Annotated in this window: 15 protein-coding genes; 5 read left to right on the top strand and 10 right to left on the bottom strand. The window is 69.0% G+C overall.

The window, feature by feature from the left end; genetic code table 11:
• Positions 1 to 6 precede the first annotated feature (6 nt).
• Positions 7 to 1509, bottom strand: a complete 1503-nt coding sequence (locus ACNJ7K_RS13965; RefSeq protein WP_120279773.1) for an amidase — start codon at positions 1507 to 1509, stop codon at positions 7 to 9.
• Between the two features lie 32 nt (positions 1510 to 1541).
• Entirely contained in the window at positions 1542 to 2300 is a 759-nt protein-coding gene (locus ACNJ7K_RS13960) for an acyltransferase (protein WP_059380749.1), read from the bottom strand.
• Between the two features lie 93 nt (positions 2301 to 2393).
• On the opposite strand from ACNJ7K_RS13960, the gene ACNJ7K_RS13955 reads away from it, so the two are divergent.
• A complete protein-coding gene (locus ACNJ7K_RS13955; protein WP_487041820.1) occupies positions 2394 to 3710 on the top strand; it encodes an outer membrane protein assembly factor BamB family protein in 1317 nt (438 codons plus the stop codon).
• Between the two features lie 24 nt (positions 3711 to 3734).
• On the opposite strand, the gene ACNJ7K_RS13950 is transcribed toward ACNJ7K_RS13955, so the two are convergent.
• From ACNJ7K_RS13950 to ACNJ7K_RS13930, 5 genes are read right to left on the bottom strand one after another with little or no spacing between them, the layout of a single operon-like run.
• Entirely contained in the window at positions 3735 to 4892 is a 1158-nt protein-coding gene (locus tag ACNJ7K_RS13950) for a THUMP-like domain-containing protein (RefSeq protein WP_487041819.1), read from the bottom strand.
• Positions 4893 to 5870: a class I SAM-dependent methyltransferase gene (locus ACNJ7K_RS13945; RefSeq protein WP_120279776.1), complete on the bottom strand. Its 978-nt coding sequence runs from the start codon at positions 5868 to 5870 to the stop codon at positions 4893 to 4895.
• Positions 5871 to 5923: 53 nt separating this feature from the next.
• The gene (locus tag ACNJ7K_RS13940) at positions 5924 to 6703 is read right to left on the bottom strand and encodes an enoyl-CoA hydratase-related protein (RefSeq protein ID WP_120279777.1); all 780 of its coding nucleotides are present in this window, start codon (positions 6701 to 6703) and stop codon (positions 5924 to 5926) included.
• A 10-nt stretch (positions 6704 to 6713) separates the two neighbouring features.
• Positions 6714 to 7547: an NUDIX hydrolase gene (locus tag ACNJ7K_RS13935; protein WP_120279778.1), complete on the bottom strand. Its 834-nt coding sequence runs from the start codon at positions 7545 to 7547 to the stop codon at positions 6714 to 6716.
• A gap of 43 nt (positions 7548 to 7590) precedes the next feature.
• Positions 7591 to 8421, bottom strand: coding sequence for an ABC transporter ATP-binding protein (locus ACNJ7K_RS13930; protein WP_120279779.1), 831 nt, complete (start codon positions 8419 to 8421; stop codon positions 7591 to 7593).
• Positions 8422 to 8494: 73 nt separating this feature from the next.
• On the opposite strand from ACNJ7K_RS13930, the gene glgX reads away from it, so the two are divergent.
• Together glgX and ACNJ7K_RS13920 are read left to right on the top strand one after the other, a co-directional pair.
• Positions 8495 to 10627, top strand: a complete 2133-nt coding sequence (gene glgX, locus ACNJ7K_RS13925; RefSeq protein WP_487041818.1) for a glycogen debranching protein GlgX — start codon at positions 8495 to 8497, stop codon at positions 10625 to 10627.
• A gap of 23 nt (positions 10628 to 10650) precedes the next feature.
• On the top strand, positions 10651 to 11124 hold the full coding sequence (locus ACNJ7K_RS13920; protein WP_120283501.1) for a GNAT family N-acetyltransferase: 474 nt from the start codon (positions 10651 to 10653) through the stop codon (positions 11122 to 11124).
• Here the strand turns inward: ACNJ7K_RS13920 and ACNJ7K_RS13915 are convergent.
• From ACNJ7K_RS13915 to ctaD, 3 genes are all read right to left on the bottom strand, one after another.
• Positions 11108 to 11950, bottom strand: coding sequence for a peptidyl-tRNA hydrolase (locus ACNJ7K_RS13915; RefSeq protein ID WP_487041817.1), 843 nt, complete (start codon positions 11948 to 11950; stop codon positions 11108 to 11110). The two genes, ACNJ7K_RS13920 and ACNJ7K_RS13915, sit on opposite strands and share 17 nt — an antisense overlap.
• Complete coding sequence (serB, locus tag ACNJ7K_RS13910; protein WP_120279782.1) at positions 11943 to 13172, bottom strand: phosphoserine phosphatase SerB; 1230 nt, start codon at positions 13170 to 13172, stop codon at positions 11943 to 11945. The genes ACNJ7K_RS13915 and serB overlap by 8 nt, the downstream gene beginning before the upstream one ends.
• A gap of 172 nt (positions 13173 to 13344) precedes the next feature.
• Positions 13345 to 15105, bottom strand: coding sequence for an aa3-type cytochrome oxidase subunit I (gene ctaD / locus ACNJ7K_RS13905; protein WP_072740429.1), 1761 nt, complete (start codon positions 15103 to 15105; stop codon positions 13345 to 13347).
• Positions 15106 to 15375: 270 nt separating this feature from the next.
• On the opposite strand from ctaD, the gene ACNJ7K_RS13900 reads away from it, so the two are divergent.
• Both ACNJ7K_RS13900 and ACNJ7K_RS13895 read left to right on the top strand, forming a co-directional pair.
• Positions 15376 to 16383 (top strand): ABC transporter substrate-binding protein, encoded by a 1008-nt coding sequence (locus ACNJ7K_RS13900; RefSeq protein WP_487041816.1) that lies wholly within the window; start codon positions 15376 to 15378, stop codon positions 16381 to 16383.
• Positions 16384 to 16429: 46 nt separating this feature from the next.
• Positions 16430 to 17488 (top strand): iron-siderophore ABC transporter substrate-binding protein, encoded by a 1059-nt coding sequence (locus ACNJ7K_RS13895; RefSeq protein WP_487041815.1) that lies wholly within the window; start codon positions 16430 to 16432, stop codon positions 17486 to 17488.
• Positions 17489 to 17525 lie beyond the last annotated feature (37 nt).

The following is a 17525-nucleotide window of genomic DNA, read 5'->3' as shown; positions in this document are numbered from 1 at the left end:
CCCGTCTCAGGACGCGGTGCGCAACTCGGCGGGAGCGAGCGGCGGCTGCCGATCGAACCACGGCCGGGCCTGTTCGAGTTCGCCTGCGAGGGCGAGGAGCAGGCCCTCCCCACCGAGTGGGCCGACGAACTGCACCCCGAGCGGCAGACCGGACGCCGTCCAGTGCAACGGCACCGAGATCGCCGGGCGCCCGGTGATATTGGCCAGCTGCGTGTAGGGAGTGCGGCCCAGATTGTCGTCCACCACCCGGTCGATGAAACCGGCCCGGGTCGCGATCCACGCGGTGCGGGTCCGCAGGAGCGCCTCACCGGCACGCCGCATCCAGCGGGGCGTGTCGAGTTCGCCGATGCGCGACGGCGGGAAGGCGAGTGTCGGCGTGAGCAGCAGATCGTAACGTTCGTGGAACTGCGCGAGACCGCTCGCGTACTCGGCCCAGCGGGCATGTGCTGCAATGTAGTCCGACGCCGAGGTCGCCTTGCCCACGGCGGCGATGATGCGGGTGTCGAACTCGAAGTCCTCGGGTCGCGCTCCGGTGAGACGGCAGGCCTCGGCGACCTCCGCGGCGGCCGTGGCGAACCACATGGTGAGGAAGTCCTCGGCGAGGCGCCGTTCGTCGATACCCGTCGAGGCGGGTTCGACGTGATGGCCGAGTTCCTCGAGCACCGCGACGGCAGCATCGACCGCGGCCTTCGCCTCCTGATCGACCGGCGTCCCGATCGGTGACGCGGTCTCGTATCCGATCCGCAACCGCTTCGGCGCCGAGCGCGCGGCCTCCGCGTACGACTGCGCACGCTCGACGAGATACGGCCCACCCGCATACGGACCCGCCATGACGTCGAGGAAGGCAGCGGCGTCGCGCACCGTCCGGCAGATCACCCCGTTGGTGGCCGCCCCGTGCAGCGGTTCCCCGCCGCGCATACCGGTGGGCACGAGTCCGCGACCGGGCTTGAGCCCGAGGAGCCCGCAGCAGGCGGCGGGAATGCGGATGGAGCCGCCTCCGTCGCTCGCTCCGGCGGCCGGGACGACCCCGGCCGCGACCGCGGCAGCGGAACCACCCGACGACCCGCCCGGCGTCACCGACGGATCCCACGGGTTGCGGGTGGCCCCGAAGGCCTCGGGTTCGGTGATGCCCTTCGCCCCGAACTCGGGGGTGTTGGTCTTGGCGAACGGGACCAGGCCCGCTCCGAGCCACCGGTCGACGATCACCGAGTTCTCGTCCATCGGCAGGTCCGCGAGGACGCGGGAACCGCAGGAGGTCGGCTCACCGGCCAGATCCTGCCCCAGATCCTTGAGCAGGAACGGCACCCCGGCAAACGGACCGTCGAGCGGTTCGCGTGCCCGGACACGGGCCTTGCCGTCGAGCCTGCGGACGACGGTGTTCAGTGTCGGTTCGACCGTGTCGAGCCGCGCGATCGCGGTCTCGAGCAGTTCGCTCGCCGACACCTGCCCTGTCGCGACGAGTTCGGCGAGGCCGGTCGCGTCGTGACTCCGATACTCCGAGTACTCCATTGCTGTCCCCCGACAGTGTCCGGCCCGCGTCGCTACTGGTGCACGTCCGCGGGCGTGTCTCCCGACTTCTTCCGTGCGATATCGGCGAGCGCCGCCTCCCGGGCGGCACGCTCGGCAGCGGCGCTCTCCCACGCCACCTTACGGTTCTTCACGACCTTGGCGGGCGAACCCACCGCGATACTGAAATCGGGGATGTCGCCCTTGACGACCGCGTGCGCTCCGAGCACCGAACCGCGGCCGACCCGGGTGCCGCGGAGCACGGTCACCTTCGCGGCGATCCAGGTGTCCGGACCGATCCGGACGGGGCTCTTCACGATGCCCTGGTCCTTGATCGGGTAGGTGACGTCCTCGGTGCGGTGGTCGAAGTCGCAGATGTAGCACCAGTCGGCGACCAGCGTGGACGCGCCGATCTCGATGTCGAGATAGGTGTTGACGACGTTGTCCTTGCCGAAGACGACCTTGTCGCCGATCCGGAGCGAGCCCTCGTGGCAGCGGATGGCGTTGCCGTCGCCGATGTGGACCCAGCGGCCGATCTCGAGGCGCGACAGTTCGGGAGTCGCGTGGATCTCGACGTTCTTGCCCAGGAAGACCATGCCGCGCAGCACCACGTGCGGATTGGCCAGCCGGAACTTCGCCAGGCGGTAATACCGGACCAGGTACCAGGGCGTGTACGCCTTGTTGTCCAGCACCCACTTCAGAGAGGACAGCGTCAGGAATCGTGCCTGTTCGGGATCCCTGCGACGGGACCCGCGCCACCTCGCCGTCAGAGGTGCACCCCACATGCTCGTCATAGGGGCAGCCTACGGTCCGCCTCGTTCGCGGCTCACGACCCCCGGCCCGATACGCTGACACGTCGAATCGTTCGCCTGTGGAGGAGTTGAGTGATGCGGGGTGTCCTGCGGACCGCGGTCCCGGCGCTGACGGTGGTCTTCGCGCTGAGCGCGTGCGGCGGTGGGGCCGGCACCGACGACGTGTTGTCGAGTGGTGGCTGGCCGGGACGGCACTCCGATGCCCGCAACAGCAACACCGCGACCGCCGAGAGCGTCGACGACCTCGCGCCCGGCTGGACGCGTCCGCTGGGCGGCCCGGTCGGCTCCCCCGCCGGCATCGCGGCCAACGGCCAGGTCTCGGTGACGGCCGCGACGGAAGCCGGATGCAATCTGTTCTCCTTCCAGATGGACACGGGCCGTAAACGCTGGTGCACGCGTCTCGCCCCGGCCGTCACCACGATCACGCCCGTCTCCGACGGCGTCGCGAACATCTACGTCGGTGAGGACGGCGGACTGCTGTCGTTCAACGAGCACGGCCAGCGTCGCTGGCGCATTCCCGTGAGCGGCAGCCCCCGCAGCGCACAGTTCACCTCCGACGGAAGCTTGTTGGTGGTCACGCATTTCGGTCAGGTCAACGTCGTCGACCCGCAGACGGGACACCTCGAGGCACCGCTGTTCGATCTCGTGCCGGTGCCGACCGTCGAGGACGGACAGAACCTGCCGCGACTCGCGAGCGATCACGGTCTGCCCGCCTGCTTCGGTGGCTCGGCGGACTGCCCGGTCGCCACCACCCCGGCCGTCGACACCTCCACCGACCGCGTCTTCGTCACAGTGTGGCGTCCGGGTGCGGACAGGTCTGCGCTCGTGGCGGTGCGCTACACGGCCGGTGACGACGCCGTGGTGTCCGAGGAGTGGTCGGTACCCGACCTCCCCGGAGGTGCGGTGACGAGTCCGGTTCTGTCCGCGGACGGTTCGACCGTCTACGTCCACGACGGGGAGGGTGCCCTGTGGGCGCTCGACGCCGAGACGGGCGAAGCGCGATGGACCCACGAGACCGGCCGTCCCACGGCGCTCGGTCCCGCCGTCACCGAGGACGGACTGCTGCTCCTCGCGTCGGCCGACGGCAGCGCCCCGCTGACGGCCCTGCGCGACGCCGGCGACAGCGTCGAGGTCGAGTGGGAACGGGCGGACGTGACCCCGTACGGTGCGCCGGCGGTGACCGCCGACGGCCGGGCCTATGTGGTCGTCGACGGCGATCGGGGTCTCGCAGCGGCGGTGCTCGATCTCGCGGACGGCGCGACGCTCGAGGAGGAACCGCTCGATCCCGCCACCGGATTGCCGGTCGGCACCGGCGTCGGCCCGGGCGGGGAGTTCGTGATCACGACCCTCGACGGCGACGTGGTGGTGCTGCGCGAACCGCAGTCCGTGTGAGGACAGCCGCCCGGGTGAGGGCGGTCAGCGCGACGGCGTGCAGACGAAGGCTTCCGGCGTCCGGCCGATACGGGTGAGCACCACGCTGAGCGATGCCGACCCGCGCAGCTTCAGGCGCGGACGTAACACCGCCGGGTCGACGTCGACGCCCCGCACGAGGATCTCGACCGCGCCGCAATCGTGGCGGACGAGTGCCTGACGGAGCGTCTTCTCGCTGTACTTCAGACGCTCGACGATCCGGAAACCCCGTACTCCGTCGGGCAGGCTGTCGCCGGTGAGATAGGCGATCCGCGGGTCGAGTTGCCACAGTCCGTGGGCTGCGGCGTAGTGGCGGACGAGTCCGGCACGCACGATCGCACCGTCCGGGTCGACGATCCACTCCCCCGGCTCCCGTTCCGGGATGTCGTCGTCCGCGGCGTCGGTGATCTCGAAACCGGTTCCGTCCGAACGCAGTACCGCAGCCCGTCGGCGCACACCGGGAGTGCTCAGTCCCGGCGAGTACAGGCACGCTTCGCGGACTCCGCCGTCGAGCGAGACGACCTCGACCTCACCGGCCCAGTCGAGCGAATCGAAATCCAGTCCCGGTGCGCACTTCACGGCGAGATCGCGGCCCGCGTAGGCGTCGAGGAGGTCGGGCAGCGGTGGCTGCAGCGCCGCCGGATCGTGAGTTCGTCGCCCGCCCGAACGGCGTGCGGGATCGGCGATGACCGTGGTGCCTCGTGTGACCGGACGCAGGGCGTCGGCACGCAGGAGGTACGCCCCGGGGACGTTGTGCGCGGCCATCGCCAGACGCACGTCGTCGAGATCGCTGCCGATCACGGTCTCGGCGACCCCGACGAGTTCGGTGAGTTCGGCGCCGATCGAACACGTCACGTCGTGCACTGTGTGGCCGCGCAACCGTCGGGCGCGGTGGGCCGCGACACGCGTGGGCGTCGACTGCTGCAGAGCGTCGTCGGTGAGCACCCACCCTGCGCCGCCGGCGATCTTCGCCTCCGCCTTGCGCCGCAGGAGGACGGTTTCGACGAGCATTCCGGCACGATCACCGAAACGCGTACGCGCCCAGCCGATGTCGGCAAGACGCGTACGCGTCGACAGTTCCCGGTCGGCGACGCTCGCGAGAGCGTCGCGGCCGTCGTCCGACGTCAGGTACTCGACGTCGGCGAGGGTGAAGTCGTAGCCCAACTACTTGCCGGGCTTCACACCGGTGATCATGACGTTGTAGAAGAAGCTGCGGGGCACGACGTGCTTGAGGATGTTCTCGTCGACCCAGCTCAGCGTCTTCCAGCCACCGAAGGCGAACTTCGCCCAGTTCCAGCCCAGCTTCTCCTGCGGGACGGCGGCCTCGAAGGTGCGCACCGGCCAGCCGAGCAGGGCCGCGGCGAACTCCTCGCTCGACGCCTCGACCTCGACGGCTCCGGCCGAGGAGGCCAGCTTCTCGAGATCGGAAGGATCGAAGGTGTGCAGATCGACGACGGCCTCGAGGGCGGCCGCCCGGGAGGACTCGTCGAGCTCGGTCTGCGGACGACGCCAGTCGCGCAGGAAGGGCAGCTTGGTGATGTTGGTGGTGGCCTCCCACGTGACCCGGCCGAGCATGCGGGCGTAGAAGTTGCCGATCGTGCTGGGCTCACCGGCGAAGACGAACCGGCCGCCGGGCTTGAGCACGCGCAGCACCTCGCGCAGCGACTGCTCGACGTCCGGGATGTGGTGCAGCACGGCATGTCCGACCACGAGGTCGAAGGTGTCGTCGTCGTACGGAATGGTCTCGGCGTCGGCGACGCGGCCGTCGACGTCGAGCCCGAGATTCTCGGCGTTGCGCAGCGCGACCTTCACCATGCCGGGCGACAGGTCGGTCACCGAACCGGTCTTCGCGACCCCGCCCTGCATGAGGTTGAGGAGGAAGAAACCCGTGCCGCAGCCGAGTTCGAGTGCGCGCTCGTAGGGCAGCGGCTGATCGCCGGCCGCGGCGACGAACCGGCCCTTGGCGTAGTCGATGCACCGCTCGTCGTACGAGATGGACCACTTCTCGTCGTACGTCTCGGCTTCCCAGTCGTGGTAGAGCACCTGGGCGAGCTTGGTGTCCTCGAGCGCGGCTGCGACCTCTTCGGCAGTGGCGTGCGGATTCGGCGCGGGGTCGACCCCGTCGGTCCTGCTGGCAGTCATGCGGTGATCCTACTCATGGGTAAGCTGTAGACAAGTGCAGGTGCCGGTCGGCATCACTCACCGACGAACTTCGCCTTGCCCGGCCCGTTCTCGATGAACGATTCGAGGCCGATGGTGCGGTCCTTCGTGGCGAACAGCGCGGCGAAGACGTGCTGTTCGATCTTCAGACCCGTATCCAGATCGGTGTCGAGGCCCTGGTCGATCGCGGCCTTCGCAGCGGCGAGCGCGCGCGAGGCGGCACCGGTGAACTGCCCGGCCCAGCGACGCGCAGCCTCGTAGACGTCGTCGGGGGCGACGACCTCGTCGACCAGACCGATCGACAGGGCCTCGTCGGCGCCGACGAAACGACCGGTGAAGACGAGATCCTTCGCCTTCGCCGGGCCGACGAGCCGAGCCAGTCGCTGGGTGCCACCGCCACCGGGGATGATGCCCAGCAGGATCTCGGGCGTGCCGAGCTTGACGTTGTCGCCGACGATGCGCCGGTCGGCGCCGAGGGCGAGCTCGAGGCCACCGCCGAGGGCGTAACCGGTGATCGCGGCGACAGTGGGCTTGGGGATGTCGGCGATCGAGCCGAGGGCCGACTGCAGGTCGTCGACGATCTCGCTCATCTGCACGTAGCTCAGGTCGGCCATCTCCTTGATGTCGGCGCCGGCCGCGAACACCTTCTCGCCGCCGTAGACGATCACCGACTTCACGTCGGATCGGACGGTCGCCTCGCGCGCAGCGGCCCGGATCTCCTCTTGGAGCTGCCGGTTCAATGCGTTCATCGGGGGGCGGTCGAGACGGATGGTGCCGATGCCGTCGGAGACGTCGAGGGTCACGAATTCAGCCATGGTCCTCAGCCTAGATGTCGGAGCGCTGGGCCCACGGATGAGTACCGACCTCGTAGTAGCCCTCGTCGCCGTCGAACGCGATGTGGACCGCACCGTCTCGGCGGCTCATGATCGGCAGGATCGGCTCGATGACCGGGTCCGCCGCCATGAGGTCAGCGACCGTGGCGAAGCCGGACAGGATCGACAACTGACTCCACGTGGGCGGGAGCAGGATGCACCGGCCCGACCGCCAGTCGGCGAGGGCCTCCTCCGCGGTCTGCCACTGCACCAGATCGGTCTCGCTGGTGTTGCCGTCGGCCCGCTGTCCTTCCGGTACCGCAGCGACGAAGAAGCGCGTGTCGTAGCGGCGCCGCTCCCCCAGCGGGGTGATCCAGTTCGCCTGGGGACGCAGCAGGTCGGCGCGCAGCACCAACTGTTCCTTCTCCAGGAAGTCGCCGAAGGACAGCTCGCGCGCTTCGAGCAGACGACGCGCCTCGGCGTAGTCGCCCGTGTCGGCCACGACCGAATCCGCGGTGGGGCCGGCGAGCAGCACGCCGCACTCCTCGAAGGTCTCGCGCACGGCCGCGAGTACCAGCGCGCGTGCCTGCGCCTCGCCGATACCGAACCGCTCGGCCCACCAGGCCACGTCCGGGCCGGTCCACCGCACCTCGGCGTCGGTGTCGGAGGGGTCGACACCGCCGCCGGGGAAGACGGTCATGCCGCCGGCGAAGTCCATGCCGACGACACGACGCTGCAGGAACACCTCGACGCCGCGCGCGGAGTCCCGCACGAGCATCACGGTGGACGCGTCGCGGATGGGCACCGCGGTGGGATCGAAGGTGGATGCCGAGCGATCGTTGGACATGGCCTCAACCTAACCGATCGGTCCCGGCACCACCGACCCGGAGTTACCTGCGGTGCCGACCTGCCTGGCGGGTGCGGCGGGCGAAGAACCGGTCGTCGACCTTGTCGAGCGAGATGGACTGGCTGAACGCCGCGCTGAGGTTCTCGGCGGTGATCACATCGTCGAGCAGGCCCTGGGCGACCACACCACCCTCCTTCAGGAGCAGGGCGTGCGTGAAGCCCGGCGGGATCTCCTCCACGTGATGGGTGACGAGCACGATCGCGGGGGCATCCGGGTCGGCCGCGAGCGTGCCGAGCCGGGCCACGAGTTCCTCGCGACCGCCGAGGTCCAGACCGGCCGCGGGCTCGTCGAGCAGGAGCAGTTCGGGATCGGTCATGAGCGCCCGGGCGATGAGCGCACGCTTGCGTTCGCCTTCCGACAACGTCCCGTACAGGCGGTCGGCGAGATGTTCCGCACCGAGACTCTCGAGCATTTCCACCGCGCGGCTCGTGTCGATGTCGTCGTACTGCTCGCGCCACCGGCCCAGAACGCCGTAGCCCGCGGAGAGCACGAGATCGGTGACCTTCTCGTCGTTCGGCACCCGGTTGGCCAGGGCCGCGGAGGACAATCCGATCCGGGGTCGCAGTTCGGACAGATCCGTCCTTCCGAACGTCTCCGCGAGGACGTGCGCGGTGCCGGAAGTGGGGAACGTCTCGGCCGCCGCGATCCGCAGCAGCGAGGTCTTTCCTGCCCCGTTGGGTCCGAGAACCACCCAACGTTCGTCGAGTTCCACCTTCCAGGTCACGGGACCGACGAGGACGTTTCCGCCGCGTCGGACCACTACGTCGTCGAATTCGATGAGCAAATCGGGATCAGGTTGTGCCACGCGGACCATCTTCTCTTACGCCCGAGCCCGAAACGCGGCAGGATCGGTTCCCGTGTCGTCCTCCGCATCCGAATCTGCTGTCGTGTCCGGCTCGGTCGCGCTCCCCGACCGGGCCGCCTTCCCGCTCGGCCCCACCCCGGTCGACGGTGGGACACGCTTCGCCGTCCACGCCCCGCACAGCGACCGCGTCCAGGTCTGCCTCGTCGACGACGACGGGAGCGAACACCGCGTGGACCTGCCCGACCGCACCTACGGGGTCTGGCACGGGGTGGTCCCCGGCGTCGGCGCCGGACAACGGTACGGCTACCGCGCCTACGGGCCGTGGCAACCGCAGTGGGGGCTGCGCACCAACCCGCACAAGATCCTGCTCGACCCGTGGTCCCGCCGGATCGTCGGCGACGTCGGTGATCCGGACCGGCTGATCCCCCACCAGGGCGACCCGTTCGGTGCGATGTCGAGCACCGACTCCCTCGGCCACACACCTCTGTCGGTGGTGACCCCCGTCCTGACACCCATGCACGACAAACCCCGCGTGCCGTGGGAGAACACCGTCGTCTACGAACTGCACGTCGGTTCGTACACGGCTCGTCATCCGCTCGTGCCGCCGGAGCTGCGCGGCACCTATCTCGGGCTCGCCCACCGGTCGGTGATCGACCATCTGGTGGGGCTGGGGGTGACGACCGTCGAACTGCTGCCCGTGCAGGCCTTCGTGACCGAGCCGTCGGTGCGTGCGCGAGGGATGCGCAACCACTGGGGCTACTCGACCGCCTCGTACTTCGCGCCGCATCCCGCCTACGCCGTCACTGCGGGCAACGAGATCGCCGAGTTCCGGACGATGGTCGACGCCTTCCACAGCGCCGGGCTCGAGGTGCTGCTCGACGTCGTCTACAACCACACGTGCGAAGCATCGGTCGACGGTCCGAGTCTGTCCTGGCGCGGTCTCGACGCACCCGGCTACTACCTGCTCGACACGCACGGGCGGGATGTCGACCTGACCGGGTGCGGCAACACCCTCGACGCGTCCTCACCGATCGTCGTGCGGATGGTGTGCGACAGCCTGCGGTACTGGGCGGACGTGATGGGGGTGGACGGTTTCCGCTTCGATCTCGCCAGTGCGCTGGCCCGTCCGCGCGGTGGGGCGTTCGATCCGCGGGCGGCGCTGCTCACCGCGATCGTCACCGATCCCGTCCTCTGCGACGTCAAGCTCGTCGCCGAACCGTGGGACGCGACCGCGCACGGTTACCAGCTCGGGAACTTCGGGGCACAGTGGGCCGAATGGAACGACCGCTACCGCGACACCGTGCGCCGCTACTGGGCGGGACGTTCCGGGATCCGCGAGATGGCGTCGCGGCTCACCGGTTCGGAGGACCTCTACGACCGGAACATCCGGCAGCCGTGGATGTCGGTCAACTTCGTCACCGCCCACGACGGTTTCACCCTCGCCGACGCGGTCTCGTACGAGCGCAAGCACAACGACGAGAACGGTGAGGAGGGCCGGGACGGGTCGAACAACAACGAGTCGGTGAACCACGGAGTCGAAGGGCCGACCGACGATCCGGAGATCCTCGCCGCCCGCGACCGGCACATTCGAGCGATGCTCGCGACGCTGCTGTTGTCGACGGGCACACCGATGTTGCTCGCCGGCGACGAGTTCGGGCACACGCAGAACGGCAACAACAACGCCTACTGCGTCCCCGAGGACGTTCCCGTCCGCGACGCCTGGCCGCTGGACTGGGCGGCCTCCGACCGTGCGCGAACGGATTACGTTCGCGAACTGCTCCGCCTGCGCAAGCGCGTCCCGGTGCTGCGGCAGCGACGCTTCTTCGAAGGCCGCGCCCGGTCCGTGGGCTATCCCGATCTGGTGTGGTTCGGCATCGAGGGGATCGAACTCGACGAGAATGCGTGGCACGACGACAGTCGCCGCACGCTGCAGGGCTGGGTCGACGGCTCGCAACTCGGCACCGTGACCCGCACCGGCGTCACTCTCGAGGACAGCAGTGGCCTGTTCGTTCTGCATTCGGGCGACGCCGCCGCAGTGACCCTCGCCGGACCCGAGTGGTATCGCGGCGACATCGTGTGTGTCTTCGATTCGAGTGCCCCCGACGGCAGACCCGCGGACACCTCCCCGATGCGGGTGGGAAGTTCGTACCCGGTCGACGGTCCGACGGTGTTGATCTTCCGGATCGCGGACGACGAACCCTTCGAGCGCGAATGATTCACGGCGCGGCTGGATTCCGCGTGCGTGTTCCCGCTCCCGACGAGGCCGAGGCGATCGCGCGCGTCCGGAACGTCACGTGGCGCGCCACCTACGGCCACCTGCTTCCCGCGTCGTTCTACGACCACCACGCGTTCGAGCAGAACGCGGCGTTGTGGCGGTCGATCCTCCGACGCCGTCCGCAGACCCTGCGCGTGCGCGTCGCGGAAATCGAAGGCGGGATCGTCGGGTTCGCGTCGGCGGGCGACCCCATCGGCGACGATGCTCCCGTTCGCGCGCTCCAGCTCCACACCCTGTACGTGCTGCCCGAGCACCACGGATGCGGTGCGGGACAGGCACTGTTCGACGCGGTCGTGGGCGCGGAACCGGCGCAGCTGTGGGTGGCCGAGGACAACCCTCGCGCCCACACCTTCTACCGGCGCAACGGCTTCCGGCCCGACGGGGCCGAGATGGTCCTTCCCGGCACGACGCTGGTCGAGGTCAGGCTCGTGCGTTGACCGTGCCGGGCACCGCGATCACGGTGATCGAACCCGGAGCCACCTCGGTGAAGCCCGCATCGCGGACCGCGACGGCCGTGCCCGCCTCCACGCGGGCGAGCAGCTCGCGCCAGGTGTCCTCGTCCGCATCGCGGACGGCACACGGGAATCCGTCGGTCGCCCAGGCGCGTGCGGTGTCGACGTCCAGTGCTCCGGCGAACAACATCGCGGCGTGGCCGACCTGCGCGGCCGCCTTGCCGACGGTCATCTCGAGGTCCTTCTGCACCCAGAGGATCGGAACGCCGTCCGCCGGTGGGGGCGGATCGTCGTGGGGCAGGTCGGTGCCACCGATCTGCAGGCGCGAGATACGCGGGTCCAGCTCCCCCACCGGGCCGGGCACGAACGCCCGGGCCTGGGCACCGGCGTGGTCGACGGTGACACCGTCGACGTCCTGCGCGGCACGCCAGTGCGCTCCACGGGCGCGGCGGGCGACCTTCCGGATCCGCGCGTCGTTCCACGCGAGGAAGGACTCCTGCCACGGACCGGGTTCACCGTCCGGGCCGGGACCGACCCTCGGGTCGAAACACAGTGCCACCGTGGCCGTCGCGGCCGCCTCGAGCACCGCGCTGCGGGCAGGCGGATCGACCTTGGGGATGTGCAGCACGATCGGCATCGCCTGCACCTTCGCCGGATCGTCGGGGTCGGGTCGGTGCCCGTAGCCGCGGGTGAGTACGCCGTGGCGCTCGGCGAAACCAGGATCCGATGCCGGGTCGAAGACCCGATCGGATGCGGCCTCGAAGACCGGCTCGGGTGCCGCGTCCGCGAAGTCGGAGTGCAGCTCAGACACTGCCGTCGATCGGGACGCGCCGCAGGGTTCCGTCGACGCGGTCGGCCGCCTCGATCTCCTCGCGGGTGACACCGAGGACGAAGAGCACCGCATCGAGGTAGGGATACGACAGTGCGGTGTCGGCGACCTCGCGCAGGGCCGGCTTGGCGTTGAATGCCACGCCGAGGCCCGCGGCCGACAGCATGTCGATGTCGTTGGCACCGTCGCCGACCGCGACGGTCTGCTCGACCGGAACGCCCGCCTCGTCGGCGAACTCGCGGAGGGCGCGTGCCTTGGCGGCGCGGTCGACGATGTCGCCGACCACTCGTCCGGTGAGCGTGCCGTCGACGATCTCGAGCGTGTTGGCGCGGACGAAGTCGAGCTCGAGTTCGTGTGCGAGCGGGTCGATGACCTGACGGAAGCCGCCCGAGACGACGCCGCAGCGGAAGCCGAGCCGGCGCAGCGTCCGGATCGTGGTGCGGGCACCGGGAGTGAGTTCGAGCTGCTCGGCAACTTCGTCGATGACGCTGGCCGGCAGACCCGCGAGGGTCGCGACGCGCTGTTCGAGGGACTGCGCGAAGTCGATCTCACCGCGCATCGCAGCCTCGGTGACCTCGCGGACCTTGTCCTCGACACCGGCGTGCGCGGCGAGCATCTCGATGACCTCGCCCTGGATGAGCGTGGAGTCGACGTCGAAGACGATCAGGCGCTTGGAACGACGGGCGAGACCGCCGCGCTCCACCGCGATGTCGACGTCGAGGCCCGCGGCGAGTTCGACGAGGGCGTGCCGCAGGGCGGCGTCGGCCTCGACGCTGGTGTCGGGCGCGGTGATCATCAGTTCGAGGCCGGTGAGCGGGTAGTCGGCGATGCCGCGGATCGAATCGATGTTCGCGCCCTGGGCCGCGAGGGTGCGGCCCACCGATCGCAGCGCCTTGGCACTGACCGGGCTGCCCAGCACGACGACCGCGTGGGTCGAGACGGTGCGGGCGCCGCGTTCGGCACCGATCTGGACGTCGGCGTGCATGCCGATGGTGGCCATCGCGGACTCGACCTCGTCCTGCATCGCTTCGACATCGGTCGGGCAGACGAGGAGGACACCGAGGGTGAGCCGGCCGCGGATCACGACCTGTTCCACATCGAGGAGGTCGACGTCGTGCCGTGTCAGCGCTGCGAAGAGCACCGAGGTCACGCCGGGATGGTCAGGTCCGGTCACGGTCACCAGCACCGTGCTGTCAGACGCCACTACGTCTCCGATCGCTTGTCTGTCGAGGTACACACGGACGCACGCGCGTACCGGCTCGCTCGTTCATTGTTGCAGGTCGAACCGTCGCTCCCGTTCGCGGGTCCGGACCCACGGAAAGGCCGAAGCCCCACCCGGGGAACGGGTGGGGCTTCGGTCGATCGTCGATCTGCGCTCAGGCGCGCGGATGGTCGCCGGGGGTACGGTCGGCACCCTCGAGGACGTTGACGTTGTGCTTGTCGCTGCCGGGGCCGACGTGCGCTTCGGCGCGCATCTTCTCGACCATGTGCGGGTAGTGCAGCTCGAAGGCGGGACGCTCCGAGCGGATCCGCGGCAGCTCGGTGAAGTTGTGCCGCGGGGGCGGGCAGCTGGTGGCCCACTCGAGCGAGTTGCCGTAGCCCCACGGATCGTCGACCGTGACGACCTGGCCGTAGCGGTAGCTCTTGAAGACGTTCCACAGGAACGGCAGCGTCGAGGCACCGAGCACGAACGCACCGATGGTGGAGATCGTGTTCAAGGTGGTGAACCCGTCGGACGGCAGGTAGTCGGCGTAGCGACGCGGCATGCCCTCGTTACCGAGCCAGTGCTGCACCAGGAAGGTGGTGTGGAAGCCGATGAAGGTCAGCCAGAAGTGCCAGCGGCCGAGCTGCTCGTCGAGCATGCGTCCGGTCATCTTGGGGAACCAGAAGTAGATGCCGGCGTAGGTCGCGAACACGATGGTGCCGAAGAGCACGTAGTGGAAGTGCGCCACCACGAAGTACGAGTCGTGCAGGTGGAAGTCCAGCGGCGGGCTCGCGAGGATGACACCGGTCAGACCACCGAAGAGGAAGGTCACGATGAAGCCCACCGAGAACAGCATCGGCGATTCGAAGGTGATCTGGCCCTTCCACATCGTGCCGATCCAGTTGAAGAACTTCACACCGGTCGGGACGGCGATCAAGAAGGTCATGAACGAGAAGTACGGCAGCAGCACGGCGCCGGTGGCGTACATGTGGTGCGCCCACACGGCGATGGACAGCGCCGCGATGGCCATCGTGGCGTAGACCAGACCGGTGTAACCGAAGATCGGCTTGCGGGAGAAGACCGGGAAGATCTCCGAGACGATGCCGAAGAACGGCAGCGCGATGACGTACACCTCGGGGTGACCGAAGAACCAGAACAGGTGCTGCCACAGGAGCACACCACCGGTGGCCGGGTCGTAGATGTGGCCACCGAGGTGACGGTCGACGAACAGGCCCATGAAGGCAGCGGTCAGCAGCGGGAACACGAGCAGGATCAGCAGGCTGGTGATCAGGATGTTCCAGGTGAAGATCGGCATCCGGAACATGGTCATGCCCGGTGCACGCATGCACACCACGGTGGTGATGAAGTTGACGCCACCGAGGATGGTGCCCAGACCCATCACGCCGAGGCCGAGGATCCAGAAGTCGGCACCGACACCCGGGGAGTGGATCTCACTGGTGAGCGGCGTGTACGCCGTCCAACCGAAGTCCGCGGCACCGCCGGGGGTGACGAAGCCGAGCATGACGATCGTCGCGCCGAACAGGTACAGCCAGTAGCTGAAGGCGTTCAGGCGCGGGAAGGCGACGTCGGGGGCGCCGATCTGCAACGGCAGGATGTAGTTCGCGAAGGCGAACACGACCGGCGTCGCGTACATCAGCAGCATGATCGTGCCGTGCATGGTGAACAGCTGGTTGAACTGCTCGTTCGACAGGAACTGCAGGCCGGGGACCGCGAGCTCGGTGCGCATCAGCAGGGCCATCAGGCCGCCGATGAGGAAGAAGGCGAACGAGGTGACCATGTACATGATCCCCAACATCTTGGGATCTGTGGTCGTGATCATCTTGTAGATGAACGAACCCTTGGGTCCCTGCCGCGGCGGGTACGGCCTTGCTGCAGCTATCTCTGGGACTGGCTGGGGCGCTACGGCAGTCACTAATCCTCCTGAATGCGCGCTCGACCTCGGGCTGGAGGCGAACGGTCTCTGGCTTGCGCTCATCGAATCGTAGACCCTGCCCGAAACGGTCGCCCTCCGGGTCCTACTCACTGTCGTACTCGACTCGCGAGGCTACCTGGAGCGGAGCCGACAACCACAATCGGAGCCTGTGCTGCACTTCACACGCAGGGACGACAACAGGTGACCTCACCACGCGCGAACAGCTCGGGTTAGGGTGCACTTCCCCCCCGTATGACAGAAGGACGACCCGTGCCCGTTCTCTCCTCCCGCCCCGTCCGGTTCGCGGCAGCACTGTTTACCGCCGGACTGCTCGTCGCCGGCTGCAGTTCGGCCGACACCTCCGACGACGCGTCCACCGACACCGCGTCCGACCCGGCCGCCGGCTTCCCCCGGACGGTCGAACACTTCCGCGGTTCCACCACGATCGAGAGTGAGCCGACCCGCATCGTCGCGCTCGACACGAGCTACTCCGACGCCGTGCTCCTCCTCGAGGCACCTCTCGTCGGGTACGTCGACTACCGCACCGACGAGTTCCCCGACTATCTCGGCGACTCGCGGCAGTACGCGACCGACGCCGTGTCCGTCGGCAAGACCGCGGATGTGAGCCTCGAACAGGTGGCCGCGCTCGAACCCGACCTCATCCTCTCGGCGGAGGTGCGCGACGGAGAGAACTACGAGGAACTGTCCGCCATCGCCCCGACCGTCTTCTCCCAGTCGACCGGACCGACGTGGAAGGACAACATCCGTCTCGTCGCGCAGGCCATCGGCAAGGAGGACCTCGCCGAGCAGAAGATCTCCGAGTACGAGGAGCGCGCCGCGGCCATCGGTGCGGACATCAACGAAAAGGCCGGCAACCCGACGATCTCGATCGTGCGCTTCGCCGGTGAACCGACGGCCAGGCTGTACCGCACCACCTCGTTCAGCGGCATCGTGCTCGAGGACGCCGGTCTCGCCCGCCCCGCGAGCCAGGGTCCCGATCCGTCGGATCCGTCGAGCATCATGAATGCCATCAGCCCCGAACTGATCACCGAGGCCGAGGCGGACGTCATCTTCGTCACCACCTACGACCTCGGCGACGGCAAGGCGCAGGCGGCGGCCGAACCCTTCGTCACCAATCCGCTGTGGGAGAACCTGCAGGGACGGAAGGTCGAGGTCGACGACAGCGTGTGGATGATGCCGGTGAGCATCCAGGGTGCGCACCGCATCCTCGACGACCTCGCGGACACCTTCGGCGTCGACCGTCACACGACCGGATAGCCTGAGCCGTCCGATCCGAGCAGCGTCCTACAGGAGTTGGTCCGACGTGTTTTCCGTGCACCGGTCACGAGCAGTGCTCGTCGCAGCCGTCGCTGCGGTGACGACAGCCCTGGCCGGATGCTCCACACCTCCCGACGACGACGCATCGGAGATCGTGCGCACCACGACCCGCATCGCCGGTGCGTCGGTCGTGGGCATCGACCGGGACACGTCGACCGCGTGCGCACTCCCCTCCCCGCTCGATCCGGGACAGCCCACCACCGGCACCCGACCGGTCCTGCACACCGCAGGCCGGTCGGATGTGCCTGCCGACCCGCAGCGGATCGTCGTCCTCGACCCCGCGGCGCTCGACGCGGTGTGCGCCCTGGGCCTGTGGGAGCGCGTCGTGGGAGCGAGCGCCGAGGTCACCGGCCGGCCGGAATATCTCGGCTACGGGATCGGCGAACTCCCGCCCGTGGGTGCCGCAGGCAACCCGGATGTGGCGGCGATCGAGCGCGCGCAGCCGGATATGATCCTCGGCTCCTCCACCGCCCCGGACGTCTACGCCTCCCTCAGCGGCATCGCACCCACCGTGCTGGTCGGGTCCGATCCGGTCTTCTGGAGGGAACAGTTCGTGCGGGTCGGTGAGGCGCTCGGGCGCACGGAGGCCGCACGTCGCGTGCTCGACGACTACGCGACGGCCGCGCGCGATCTGGGCCGCGAGCTCGTGTCGTCCCAGACACAGGCGTCGATCGTCCGGTTCACGGCCGACGGCCCCAGGGTGGAGGGCACCGCGTCGTTCGCGGGACAGGTGCTGGGCGACGTCGGCGCTGCCCGGCCCCCGGCCCAGCGGTTCGCGGTGATCGACGGACAACCGTGGCAGGCCGTCGACACGGAGGACCCGGCCCCGGCGGACGGCGATGTGATCTTCGTCCGCTTCGCCGGTGAGGACGGGCTCGAAGCCGGCAAGGACTACATGCAGACCGACGAGTGGCTCGACCTCGGGGCCGTGCGCGACAACCGTCTGTTCTCCGTGACCGACGACGTGTGGTCGACCCCCGGACCGGTCGCCGCGCGGGCGATCCTCACCGACCTGACGTACACCCTCAACGGATATTCGAACTGATCGCCGGCTCGACCGGCGGCAGCACGCCTGCCGGTAT

Source organism: Rhodococcus shunpengi, from assembly GCF_048381395.1.
Taxonomy (GTDB): Bacteria; Actinomycetota; Actinomycetes; order Mycobacteriales; family Mycobacteriaceae; genus Rhodococcus.
Note: the sequence above shows the minus strand (reverse complement) of the source record. Positions and strands in the feature narration are given on the sequence as shown.

Bases quoted from the DNA above. Each gene is read 5' to 3' on its own strand.
- ACNJ7K_RS13965 (WP_120279773.1), bottom strand. From the start codon at position 1,509: ATGGAGTACTCGGAGTATCGGAGTCACGACGCGACCGGCCTCGCCGAA.
- ACNJ7K_RS13960 (WP_059380749.1), bottom strand. From the start codon at position 2,300: ATGACGAGCATGTGGGGTGCACCTCTGACGGCGAGGTGGCGCGGGTCC.
- ACNJ7K_RS13955 (WP_487041820.1), top strand. From the start codon at position 2,394: ATGCGGGGTGTCCTGCGGACCGCGGTCCCGGCGCTGACGGTGGTCTTC.
- ACNJ7K_RS13945 (WP_120279776.1), bottom strand. From the start codon at position 5,870: ATGACTGCCAGCAGGACCGACGGGGTCGACCCCGCGCCGAATCCGCAC.
- ACNJ7K_RS13940 (WP_120279777.1), bottom strand. From the start codon at position 6,703: ATGGCTGAATTCGTGACCCTCGACGTCTCCGACGGCATCGGCACCATC.
- ACNJ7K_RS13935 (WP_120279778.1), bottom strand. From the start codon at position 7,547: ATGTCCAACGATCGCTCGGCATCCACCTTCGATCCCACCGCGGTGCCC.
- ACNJ7K_RS13930 (WP_120279779.1), bottom strand. From the start codon at position 8,421: ATGGTCCGCGTGGCACAACCTGATCCCGATTTGCTCATCGAATTCGAC.